This is a genomic window from Cupriavidus pauculus (genome assembly GCF_008801835.1).
Classification (GTDB): domain Bacteria; phylum Pseudomonadota; class Gammaproteobacteria; order Burkholderiales; family Burkholderiaceae; genus Cupriavidus; species Cupriavidus pauculus.
On sequence record NZ_VZOW01000009.1, the window covers coordinates 18,227 to 30,590 of the forward strand.

Consider the following 12,364-nt stretch of genomic DNA (forward strand, 5'->3'; position numbering starts at 1 on the left):
TGTTGGAGTTTCGAATGATTGCCGCGCTCAGCCGCGCTGCGCCGCCAGTGCGGCGATCACGCGTTCGGCATGCTGCTTGAGCACCGCCATGTCCTGCTGCTGGCGCGCGTGTCCGCGCAGGGACTGGTCGGCATAGCGCGGCACGATATGGAAGTGGACGTGCGGCACGGTCTGGCCGGCCGCTGCGCCGTTGAACTGGCTGATCACGATGCCGTCGGGGCCGAATGCCTCGCGCACGCCGCGCGCGACGATCTGCGTGGCGCGGATCGCAGCCGCCGCGGCGGCCTCCGACAGGCCGAACAGATCGACCGCCGCTTCCTTCGGCACCACCAGCGCATGGCCGTCGGACTGCGGCATGATGTCCATGAACGCGATGGTGTCGGCGTCCTCGTAGATCTTGAAGCACGGGAGTTCGCCACGCAGGATGCGGGCGAAGATGTTGTTGCTGTCGTACTCGGCTTGCATGACTGTCTTGGAGATATCGGCGGAGCAACGAGTGTAGCGCCCGCGCTCCGCCGGGGGAACCATCCCACCCGTTTTTCCCGCCGCGGTGTCACATATTGCGCCGATACTGCCCGCCCACCTCGAACAGCGCGTGCGTGATCTGCCCTAGCGAGCACACGCGTACCGCATCCATCAGCACCGCAAACACATTGCCGTTGTCGATTACCGCCTGGCGCAGGCGCTCGAGCATGGCTGGCGCTTCCGCCGCATGGCTGCGCTGAAATTCCGCCAGGCGGCTCAGCTGACTCTGCTTTTCGTCGTCGCTGGAACGCGCCAGTTCCAGTGTCTGCGGCGTCGGATCGCCATGCGGATTGCGGAACGTGTTCACGCCGATGATCGGTAACGTGCCGTCGTGCTTGAGCTGTTCGTAGTAGAGCGACTCCTCCTGAATCTTGCCGCGCTGATAGCCGGTTTCCATCGCACCCAGCACGCCGCCGCGCTCGGCAATCCGCTCGAACTCCTGCAGCACCGCCTCTTCCACCAGATCGGTCAATTCCTCGATCAGGAAGCTGCCCTGGTTGGGGTTCTCGCACTTGGCCACGCCCCATTCGCGATTGATGATCAGCTGGATCGCCAGCGCGCGTCGCACCGATTCCGCCGTGGGCGTGGTGATGGCCTCGTCGTAGGCATTGGTGTGCAGCGAATTGCAGTTGTCGTAGATGGCAATCAGCGCCTGCAGCGTGGTGCGGATATCGTTGAAGTCGATTTCCTGCGCATGCAGCGATCGGCCGGAAGTCTGGATGTGGTACTTGAGCTTCTGGCTGCGATCGTTGGCGCCGTACTTGTCGCGCAGCGTCACGGCCCAGATGCGACGCGCCACGCGGCCGAGCACGCTGTATTCGGGGTCCATGCCGTTCGAGAAAAAGAACGACAGGTTCGGCGCGAAATCGTCGATGTGCATGCCGCGCGCCAGATACGCCTCGACGTACGTGAAGCCGTTGGCCAGCGTGAACGCGAGCTGCGAGATCGAATTCGCGCCGGCCTCGGCGATGTGATAGCCCGAGATCGACACCGAATAGAAATTGCGCACCTGGTGATGGACGAAATATTCCTGGATGTCGCCCATCACCTTGAGCGAAAACTCGGTCGAGAAGATGCAGGTGTTCTGCCCCTGGTCTTCCTTGAGGATATCGGCCTGCACGGTGCCGCGCACGTTCTGCAGCACCCATGCGCGGATCTTGGCTTCCTCGTCGGCGGTGGGCTCACGGCCATTCTCGCTGCGGAACCGGTCAAGGTTCTGGTCGATGGCCGTATTCAGGAACATCGCCAGAATCGACGGCGCCGGGCCGTTGATCGTCATCGACACCGACGTGCTCGGGCTGGTCAGGTCGAAGCCATCGTAAAGCACCTTCATGTCGTCGAGCGTGGCGATCGACACGCCCGAGTTGCCCACCTTGCCGTAGATGTCGGGACGCTCGTGCGGATCCTCGCCATACAGCGTGACGGAATCGAACGCGGTGGAGAGCCGCTTGGCGTCCATGCCTTCGGACACCAGCTTGAAGCGGCGATTGGTACGGAACGCATCGCCCTCGCCGGCAAACATGCGCGTCGGATCCTCGCCTTCGCGCTTGAATGCGAACACGCCGGCCGTGTACGGAAAACTGCCGGGCACGTTCTCGCGCATCAGCCATTTCAGGATCTCGCCTTCATCCTCGAAGCGCGGCAGCACCACCTTGCGCACCTTGGTGCCGGAAAGCGTGGTCGTGATCAAGCCGGTGCGGATTTCCTTGTCGCGGATCTTCACCACGTATTCGTCGCCGCCATATGCCGCCTGCATCTGTGGCCACATCGCCAGCAGCTTGCGCTCGACGGCGCCCAGCGACGCGTCGCGCTCCGCCGCCAGCGCCTCCAGCGCGCGGCCCTCGGCGTTGCCCGCTTCGTTGGCGTCGGCGTTGCCGTGCGCCGCGGACAACATGGCGCGCGCCGCGCGCAGTTGCTGGCGTTCGCGCGCAAGCCGGCTCTGTTCCGCCACGCGACGGTGATAGCCGCGCACCACGTCGGCCAGCTCGGCCAGATAGCGGCTGCGCGCGGGCGGCACGATCACGTTCTGCCCCGTCGAGATGCGCCCGTTCAACGCCGGCAGCACGCCGGTCCTGAGCGACAGCCCGCGTTGCGACAGCGCCTGAACCAGTCCCTGATAGAGCATTGTCACGCCGTCGTCGTTGAAGCGCGACGCCTGCGTGCCGTACACGGGCATGTCTTCAGCGCGGCTATGCCATTGCTCGCGATTGCGCTGCACCTGCTTCGCGACATCGCGCCACGCATCCTGTGCGCCCTTGCGGTCGAACTTGTTGATCGCGACGAAATCCGCAAAATCGAGCATGTCGATTTTTTCGAGCTGGCTGGCGGCGCCAAATTCGGGCGTCATCACGTACAGCGAGAGATCGACATGCGGCACGATGGCCGCATCGCCCTGACCAATGCCCGAGGTTTCCACGATCACCAGATCGAAGCGCGCGGCCTTGCACGCGGCAATCACATCGGGCAGTGCTTGCGAGATCTCGGAACCGGCCTCGCGCGTGGCGAGCGATCGCATGAAGATGTTCGGATGATTGATCGCGTTCATGCGGATGCGGTCGCCCAGCAGCGCGCCGCCCGACTTGCGGCGCGACGGGTCGATCGAGATCACCGCGATCGACAGCGCATCCTGCTGATCCAGGCGGAAGCGCCGGATCAATTCATCGGTCAGCGACGACTTGCCCGCGCCGCCCGTGCCGGTGATGCCGAGCACCGGCGTGGCGATGATTGCGGCCTGCGCGCGCAATTCGCTCACCATCGACGCGGCGGCCTGGCCGTTTTCGAGCGCCGTGATCAGTTGCGCCAGCGCGCGCCGGTCGCCGCCCGCCACGCCGTCGAGCGTAGTCGGCGCGTATCGCGTGAGGTCGATATCGCAACGCTGCACCATGTCGGCAATCATGCCGGCCAGTCCCATGCGCTGTCCGTCTTCGGGACTGTAGATGCGCGCCACGCCGTAGGCCTGCAGCTCGCGAATCTCGTCGGGCACGATCACGCCGCCGCCGCCGCCGAACACCTGGATGTGATCGCCGCCGTGTTCGCGCAGCAGATCGATCATGTATTTGAAATATTCGACGTGCCCACCCTGGTAGCTGGAGATGGCAATGCCCTGCACGTCTTCCTGCAGCGCGGCGGTCACCACCTCGCGTACCGAGCGGTTGTGGCCGAGGTGGATCACCTCGCAGCCGTGCGACTGAAGAATGCGCCGCATGATGTTGATCGACGCATCGTGTCCGTCGAACAGCGAAGCCGCCGTGACGAAACGCACCTTGTTGGCGGGCGCGCCGCCGGGCGTGGCGCCGGGCTTGGCGGTTGCCGTCCTGCTCACATCGGAAAGATCAGTCATTGTCTCCACCGCTTTGTTATGTGGCTGGCTGCCGCGCGCCGGCGATTCTGACGATCGCACTGACGAGGGCCGGACGATTATATGACGTTTACGTTAACGTAAGTCACGGTGCGCGTGAAAGCCGCGCTGGCGGCACGTCGGCCGGATGGCTGGCCGGGTAAGTGCCCTTTGCCGGCATCGTCGCACAGAGCCCCCGCGCAAAACAGTGCCTGGAAATGCGAAAGGCCGCCGGACGATCATCCAGGCGGCCTTTGGGTCACGCGCTGTGGCAATCAGGTGCTGATCTGCGGGCAATCGCCAAACGCGTCGGTCTTGCGGGCGTTCCAGCGACGCAGCAGTTGGTGCGCGATGAAGACGGCGCGGCGCAGCGACCACGGCGCCGGCGTCTCGGTCAGCAGAAAGCGCGCGCGCGGCGCGTCGCCGGACAGCCAGACGCGTTCGCCTTCGCCCAGTGCCGCCACATCGCCGGGGCGCAGCCAGATGTCGGCGGGATGGCCCTCCACGGTCAGCCAGAGGCGGCCTTCCAAGGCCGTTACGGTTTGCCCGTGGCGCGCGCGCCAGCTGACCGGGCGATCGGGTTCGTCGAGTTCGAATGTTCTGAGTTCACGCATGGGCGTCTCCTTGCTGCGCAGCCGCGCGGATCCCGTTGCGGAATCCGGCGAAGAAAAGGGGCGCTGCGCCGTGCTTCCATTATTCATGGCGGGGTCTACAATCCCATGCACAGTTCCGAACAGTTTTCGATGAACTGTTCAGTAGTTTTTGCTGACAGTTGCCGCCCCCGCCCCGCATGAAACTCATACTCGACCCGTCCACGGGCGTTCCGCTGACCGAGCAGATCGTGTTGGCCGTGAAGTCCTGGATCAGCTCGCGCGAAGCCGCGCCCGGCGCCCGCCTGCCTTCGATCCGCGCGCTGGCCGCCGAGCACGGCATCAGCCGTTTTCCGGTGATCGAGGCGTACGACCGACTGGTGTCGCAGGGGCTGGTCGATTCGCGCCAGGGGTCGGGCTTTTACGTGGCCGACAGCACGCTGGCTGGACGCAGCGGACGCGGATGGTCGGACCCAAGCCTGGCCGAAGACCTGTCGGTGCACATCATCGACCAGTTTCACCATCCCAGCGGCACGCTGAAGCTGGCCGGCGGATTCGTGCCCGAGGAATGGCGCGATGTGGAAGGACTGACGCAGGCGATCCGCCACATCACGCGGCACGATATCGACAGCGTGATTCACTACGCCACGCCGCTCGGGCATCCGGAATTGCGCAAGCAGGTGCTCACGCGCGTGCGGCAGATTGGCGTGCAGGCGGAACTGTCGCAGGTGCTGATCACCAGCGGCGCGAGCCAGGCGCTCGACCTGATCGTGCGCCATCTGCTCAAGCCGGGCGACACGGTATTCGTCGAGGATCCCGGCTACTACAACCTGTTTGGCCTGTTGCGCATGCACGGCGTGCAGCTGGTGGGCGTGCCGCACACGCCGAACGGCCCCGATCCGCAGGCGTGCGAGGCGTTGCTGCGCAAGCACAAGCCGAAGCTGTTCTTCACCAACAGCATCCTGCAGAATCCGACTGGATCCACGCTGGCGCCACCGGTGGCGTTCCGCCTGCTGGAGCTGGCGCGCCGCCATAACTTTCGTTTCGTCGAAGACGACATCTTCTCGGACTTCCAGCTCAACTTCACCGATCGCCTGGCCACGCTGGACCAGCTCGAACACGTGATCTATATCGGCGGGTTCTCGAAAACGGTGTCCGCGGCGCTGCGCGTCGGGTATCTCGTGGCGGAAAAGAATCTGATCAAGGACCTGATCGACGTGAAGGTGCTGACCAGCGTGGCGGGATCGCATTTTGCCGAGGCGGTCACGGCCACCATGCTTGAGCGCGGTGCGTATCGAAAGTATGTGGAACGGTTGCGCGTGCGCACGCGCGAAGTGACGGCCGACGCGGTGAAGATTCTCGACCAGTATGGCTGGGAAGTGTTTTGCGAGCCCGCGGGCGGCAATTTCCTGTGGGCGCGTCCGCGCGGTATCGAAGATTCGCGTGAACTGGTGGCGCTGGCCGAAACCTACGGCATTTCGCTTGCGCCGGGACATTTCTTCCGGCCCGGCGGCGAAACGTCCGCCTGGGTGCGCATCAATTCCGCCTACGCCGGCGAAGAACGGTCGCGCGCGTTCTTCGCCGATTCGGGCAGCCGCTGATCAGTCCTGCGCGTCGCCGCCGTGGTTATGCAGCACGGCGTTACGGCGCGAGTAACCGAAGTAGATCAGGAGCCCCAGCACCAGCCAGCACAGGAACGCGATCCACGTCACCACCTGCAGATGCAGCATCAGGAACAGGCAGAACGCCACCGACAGCAACGGCACCACCGGCACGCCGGGGCAACGGAAGGTGCGCGGCAGGTGCGGATGCGTGCGGCGCAGGACCAGGATCGACACCGAGATCAGTGCGAAGGCGGACAGCGTGCCGATGTTGATCAGCTCCGCCAGCACGTTCAGCGGCACGAAGCCGGCGATGGTGGCGAACACGATGCCCACGGTCCATGTGGCAGTGAACGGCGTGGCGTGCACCGGATGCACCGTCGACAAGACTTCCGGCAACAGGCCGTCGCGCGACATCGCAAAGATGATGCGCGTCTGGCCGTAGGTCATCACCAGGATCACGGTGGTCATGCCAAGGATCGCGCCCAGGTCGACAAAGCCGGCCACCCAGTTCTGGCCCGCGTATTGCAGCGCCAGCGACACCGGATGGTCGACGCCCTCGAACTTCGCGAACGGCACGATGCCGGTCATGATGGCGGCGACCGCCACGTACAGCACGGCGCAGACCGCCAGCGACCCGATGATGCCGATGGGCAGGTCGCGCCCGGGATTGCGCACTTCCTCCGCGGCCGATGTGACGGCGTCGAAGCCGATGAACGCGAAGAACATCAGCGCCGCCGCATTGAAGACGCCGGAAAAGCCGAACGGCGCAAACGGTTGCCAGTTGGCCGGCTGCACGTGCCAGACGCCAACTGCGATGAACAGCACCACCACGCCGATCTTGATCACCACCATCACGTTGTTCAGGCGCGTCGATTCGCGCACGCCGTACGACACCACCCACGTGATCGCCAGCATGATCAGGATGGCCGGCAGGTTCACCAGCGTGTGGACGTCGGGCACCGATCCCGGCGCGGCGCTTAACGCGCGCGGCAATTGCACGCCAAACCCCGCCAGCAGCGACTGGAAATAGCCCGACCATCCCACCGAGACCGCCGAGGTGGCCAGTCCGTATTCGAGCAGCAGGTCCCAGCCGATCATCCACGCGATGATCTCGCCGAGCGTGGCGTAACAGTAGGTGTAGATCGAACCGGAAACAGGAATTGCCGAGGCAAATTCCGCGTAGCACAACGCCGCGAATCCGCACGCCATCGCCGCGATGATGAACGACACCGTCAGAGCCGGACCGGCGGTCAGCGCGCCGGTGCCGGTCAGCACGAAGATGCCGGTGCCGATGATCGCGCCGATGCCCATCAGCACCAGATCCACGGGCCCCAGCACCTTGCGCAATCCGTCATGCTCGCTCACTTCCAGCATGGCTTCGATGTTCTTGGTGCGAAACAGACTCATGGCGCGCCTCCGGTCGGGGTCATCCCAATGACTATAGGTTGTACAAGTACCGTCGGCGACGGGTTCTGCGCGTCATGGCAGCAGTGCCGACACAAAGCGCGCGATGTTACGCGACTTGCCCGCGACAAGCCTTGACGTGGATACCGTTTCCGCGCCGGCCAGGCAAAAAAAAACGCTCCACGACGGGAGCGTCTTCTATGCAGTCCGTGACTGCGTGCGCAATTACTTCGCCACCGGCATCGTGAACTCGGCGCCCTTGGCGATGCTGTCCGGCCAGCGCTGCATCACGCTCTTGTAGCGCGTGTAGAAGCGCACGCCCTCTTCGCCATAGGCGTGATGATCGCCAAACAGCGAGCGCTTCCAGCCACCAAACGAATGCCACGCCATCGGCACTGGAATCGGCACGTTGATGCCGACCATGCCCACCTGGATCTGGCGAGCGAACGCGCGGGCGATACCGCCGTCGCTGGTGTAGCACGACACGCCGTTACCAAATTCGTGCCGATTGATCAGATCCACCGCTTCGGCAAAGTCGTGCACGCGCACCACCGACAGCACCGGCCCGAAGATCTCTTCCTTGTAGATCGTCATGTCCGGCTTGACGTGATCGAACAGCGTGCCGCCGACGAAGAATCCGTTGTCGTGACCGTCGACCTTGTGGCCGCGGCCATCGGTCACCAGTTGCGCGCCTTCGGCCACGCCCTTGGCGATATAGCCTTCGACCTTGGCCTTGTGCGCGGCGGTGACCAGCGGGCCCATCTCGGCGTCGGCCTCCATGCCGTTGCGGATCTTCAGCGTCGCGGCGCGCTCGGCCAGGCGCGGCACCAGCCGGTCGGCCACATCGCCCACCGCCACCGCCACGGAAATCGCCATGCAACGCTCGCCGGCCGAGCCGTACGCGGCGCCCACCAGCGCATCGACAGCCTGGTCCAGATCGGCGTCGGGCATCACCACCAGGTGGTTCTTTGCGCCGCCCAGCGCCTGCACGCGCTTGCCGTGCCGCGTGCCTTCCGTGTAGATGTATTCGGCGATCGGCGTGGATCCGACAAACGACAGCGCCTGCACATCGGGATGCGCCAGCAGCGCGTCGACAGCGGTCTTGTCGCCCTGCACCACGTTGAACACGCCATCGGGCAGCCCGGCCTGCTTGAGCAGGTCGGCGATCAGCAGGCTCGGCGACGGATCGCGCTCGGACGGCTTGAGCACGAACGTGTTGCCGCACGCCAGCGCCACCGGGAACATCCACATCGGCACCATCACCGGGAAGTTGAACGGCGTAATGCCGGCCACCACGCCCAGCGGCTGGCGCAGGTTCCAGTTGTCGATGCCGCCGCCGATGTTGTCGGTGAAATCGGTCTTGAGCAGGTTGGGAATCCCGCAGGCAAACTCCACGACCTCGATGCCGCGCGTGACTTCGCCCTTCGCATCGGAAAACACCTTGCCGTGCTCGCGCGTGATCAGCGCGGCCAGGTCATCGTGATGGCGGTCCAGCAGTTCCTTGAACTTGAACAGGATGCGTGCGCGGCGCAGCGGCGGGGTTTCCGCCCAGGCCGGCCATGCCGCCTTGGCGGCGGCCACCGCGGCCGCCACATCGTCGGCGGTGCCCATCGCCACGCGCGCCGCGACGTCGCCCGTGGCCGGGTTGAACACATCGGCAAAGCGGTCGGTGCCCGCGCGCTGCACGGTGCCGCCGATGTAGTGATGGATTTCGGCGATCTGCCGGTTTTCTGCGATATTCACTGCGGTCTTCCTCTCAATGGCGGGCAGGTCTTACTTCACACTCTGCAGTGCCTGCTTCACGGTGTCGAACAACTGATCGATCTCGGCCTCGGAAATGATCAGTGGTGGCGAGAATGCCAGGATATCGCCGGTGTAGCGCACCAGCACGCCAAGCTCCAGGCATTTCAGGAACGCCTCATAGGCACGCGCACCCGGTGCGCCCGGACGCGATTCCAGTTCCACACCGGCCACCATGCCGAGGTTGCGGATGTCTTTCACATACGGCGCGCCGCGCAGCGCATGCACGGCCGATTCGAATTTTGCCGACATCTCGGCAGCGCGTTCGAACAGCTTGTCGCGCTTGTAGATGCCCAGCGTGGCGATACAGGCCGCCATCGCCAGCGGATGGCCCGAATAGGTGTAGCCGTGCGGCAGTTCGATCGCACCAGCGGCCGTGGCGTTGATCACGGCGTCGTGCACTTCGCGGCGCACCGCCACTGCGCCCATCGGCACCGCGGCATTGTTGATGGCCTTGGCCATCGTGATCAGGTCCGGCGTCACCTTCAGGCGCTCGGCCGCGGTAGCCGCACCAAGGCGGCCGAATGCGGTGATGACCTCGTCGAAGATCAGCAGGATGCCGTGCTTGCTGGTGATTTCGCGCAGCTTTTCCAGATAGCCGACCGGCGGCACCAGAACCCCGGCCGAGCCGGCCAGCGGCTCGACGATGACGGCAGCGATGTTCGAGGCATCGTGCAGCGCGACCAGGCGTTCGAGTTCGTCGGCCAGATGGGCGCCCCACTGCGGCTGGCCTTTCGAGAACGCGGCCTCGGCGATATTGAGCGTGGCGGGCAGATGATCGGTGCCCGGCATCACGTTGGCCGACCACATCTTGCGATTCGGCCCGATGCCGCCGACGCCCATGCCGCCAAAGCCAACACCGTGATAACCGCGTTCGCGGCCGATGATGCGCGTGCGTTGCCCTTCGCCGCGCGCGCGATGGTAGGCCAGCGCGATCTTCAGCGCCGTGTCGACCGATTCGGAGCCGGAATTCGTGAAGAAGATACGATCGAGTCCCTGCGGCATGATCGAGGCCACCTTGGTGGCGGCTTCGAATTCCAGCGGGTGGCCCATCTGGAACGGCGGTGCGTAGTCGAGCGTGGCCGCCTGGTGCGCGATCGCCTCGACGATTTCCTTGCGCGCGTGGCCAGCCGCCACGCACCACAGGCCCGCGCACCCATCGAGCACGCGACGTCCGTCGTGGGTCGTGTAGTACATGCCGCTGGCCGAGGCCAGCAGGCGCGGCGCGGCCTTGTACTGGCGATTGGCCGTGAACGGCATCCACAGGGCTTCGAGATCGGGAATCACGGTTTTGGCGGCGTCCATACATTCTCCTGATAGCGGTGTAAGCAGCGTGGCACGGCGGTGCGCCACGGATGTCGGCCACTCTACCGGCGGGGTCTGGCCTAAAGAATATACGGTCTGGAGATCGACAGCTGACCGTACAGTTCCACGCGCGGTAACTGTATAGATATCGCGCCGCGCCGCGACATTTCGCCAGCCGCCATGGCGCGCCCGTTGCAGTGCTGAAATGCCGGTTCCACGCCCAATTCACGGCCGATCCACGCTGCAACGCATCAAAACACCCGGTCCACGCCGAAGCGGTCCGCATGCCAGTACACTGTACAGGTTTTGATTCGTTCCACGCGCCGCATGCTCAACCTGAACCTGATCCGCAGCCGCCGCGGCGGCGAAACACTGACCGAGCAGATCGTCGCCGGCATCGCCGCGCTGATCGATCGCCGCGCACTGCGCGCCGGCGCATCGCTGCCGTCGGTGCGCCGGCTGGCCCAGCAGCACAACGTCAGCACCTTCACCGTGGCCGAAGCCTATGGCCGCTTGACGGCGCTCGGTTATCTGGCGGCGCGGCCGGGCTCGGGTTATACGGTGGCGCATCGCCACGCGCCGGCCGGCCATCCGCGTGCGCCGCACTGGGAAGCGCCGGGGCTCAACGCGGCGTGGCTGTTGTCCGATGTGTTTGCCGACCATTCGGTGCCGATCAAGGCCGGCGCCGGATGGCTGCCCGGCGACTGGCTCAACGAGGAAGGCCTGCATCAGGCGATGCGCAGCGCGGCGCGCGTGCCTGCGGCGCAGGTATCGGGCTACGGCCACCCATACGGCTTCGGCGCGCTGCGCGAGCATATCGCCGTGCACCTGAGCCAGTACGGCATGCCGGTGCAGGCGCAGCAGGTGGTGCTCACCCAGGGCGCCACCCAGGCGCTGGATCTGGTGGTGCGAACGCTGCTGCAGCCCGGCGACACGGTACTGGTGGAATCGCCGTGCTATTGCAATCTGCTGCAGATCCTGCGGCTGGCGGGATTGCGCGCCATTGGCGTGCCGCGCACGGCGGCGGGCCTGGACACCGATGCGCTCGACGACGCGATCCGCCAGCACGCGCCGCGCGCACTATTCGTCAACACGGTGCTGCAGAATCCGACCGGCGCCACGCTGACCAGCATGAATGCGTTCCGGGTGCTGCAACTGGCCGAGCAGCACCGCCTGCTGGTGGTGGAGGACGATATCTATCGCGAACTGGCGCCGGCCGGATCGCCGATGCTGGCGGCCATGGACGGCCTGTCGCAGGTGGTCTACGTGAATGGCTTCTCGAAAACGATCACGCCGTCGCTGCGCGTCGGCTATCTGGCGGCCAGCCCCGATCTTGCCAAGGCATTTGCGCGCACCAAGATGGCGGTCGGACTGACCTCGTCGGAAGTGACCGAGCGGCTCGTGTATTCGGTGCTGACCAGCGGCCACTATGGACGCCACGTCGCCGCGCTGGCCGAACGGCTACGCGCGCAGCAGGATCACGTGACGGAAAAAATGGAAGCGCATGGGCTGGAAATCATGCTGCGGCCCGAAGGCGGCATGTTTGCCTGGGCCCGGCTGGCGCAGGCGCCGGGCGCAGCCGGAGCGGCGCTCACCGGCAACCGGCTCGCCACGCTGGCGCTGGAACACGGCATCTGGCTCGCGCCAGGATCGTACTTCGAACCGGGGGAAACCGATTCGCCATGGATCCGCTTCAACGTGGCGACCAGCGATGCGCCGCAATTGTGGGCATTTTTCGATGCCGTGCGCGGCGGGACGGAAATCGCCCGCGCCGCCTGAGCCGCCCTTCGGACCGCTAT

8 protein-coding genes are annotated in these 12,364 nt (G+C 65.3%); 2 read left to right on the top strand and 6 right to left on the bottom strand.

Features of this window, described 5'->3' with window-relative positions:
* Positions 1-27: 27 nt before the first annotated feature.
* The 3 genes from F7R19_RS11880 to F7R19_RS11890 form a co-directional block, all read right to left on the bottom strand.
* The gene (locus F7R19_RS11880; RefSeq protein WP_061959177.1) at positions 28-465 is read right to left on the bottom strand and encodes an HIT family protein; all 438 of its coding nucleotides are present in this window, start codon (positions 463-465) and stop codon (positions 28-30) included.
* 88 nt (positions 466-553) lie between these two features.
* A complete protein-coding gene (icmF, locus tag F7R19_RS11885; protein WP_150980808.1) occupies positions 554-3,865 on the bottom strand; it encodes a fused isobutyryl-CoA mutase/GTPase IcmF in 3,312 nt (1,103 codons plus the stop codon).
* Positions 3,866-4,137: 272 nt separating this feature from the next.
* On the bottom strand, positions 4,138-4,476 hold the full coding sequence (locus F7R19_RS11890) for a DUF2917 domain-containing protein (protein WP_061959194.1): 339 nt from the start codon (positions 4,474-4,476) through the stop codon (positions 4,138-4,140).
* 176 nt (positions 4,477-4,652) lie between these two features.
* Between F7R19_RS11890 and F7R19_RS11895 the strand changes: the two genes are divergently transcribed.
* Positions 4,653-6,053 carry an aminotransferase-like domain-containing protein gene (locus F7R19_RS11895; protein ID WP_061959176.1) on the top strand — a complete coding sequence of 467 codons (1,401 nt, stop codon included), beginning with the start codon at positions 4,653-4,655 and terminating at the stop codon, positions 6,051-6,053.
* On the opposite strand, the gene F7R19_RS11900 is transcribed toward F7R19_RS11895, so the two are convergent.
* The 3 genes from F7R19_RS11900 to F7R19_RS11910 all read right to left on the bottom strand — a co-directional run bounded on the left by F7R19_RS11900 (position 6,054) and on the right by F7R19_RS11910 (position 10,565).
* Positions 6,054-7,463, bottom strand: coding sequence for an amino acid permease (locus F7R19_RS11900; protein ID WP_150980810.1), 1,410 nt, complete (start codon positions 7,461-7,463; stop codon positions 6,054-6,056).
* A gap of 222 nt (positions 7,464-7,685) precedes the next feature.
* Entirely contained in the window at positions 7,686-9,203 is a 1,518-nt protein-coding gene (locus F7R19_RS11905) for a CoA-acylating methylmalonate-semialdehyde dehydrogenase (RefSeq protein ID WP_150980812.1), read from the bottom strand.
* A gap of 30 nt (positions 9,204-9,233) precedes the next feature.
* The gene (locus F7R19_RS11910) at positions 9,234-10,565 is read right to left on the bottom strand and encodes an omega-aminotransferase AptA (RefSeq protein WP_150980814.1); all 1,332 of its coding nucleotides are present in this window, start codon (positions 10,563-10,565) and stop codon (positions 9,234-9,236) included.
* A 327-nt stretch (positions 10,566-10,892) separates the two neighbouring features.
* On the opposite strand from F7R19_RS11910, the gene F7R19_RS11915 reads away from it, so the two are divergent.
* Positions 10,893-12,344, top strand: a complete 1,452-nt coding sequence (locus tag F7R19_RS11915; RefSeq protein WP_150980815.1) for an aminotransferase-like domain-containing protein — start codon at positions 10,893-10,895, stop codon at positions 12,342-12,344.
* Positions 12,345-12,364 lie beyond the last annotated feature (20 nt).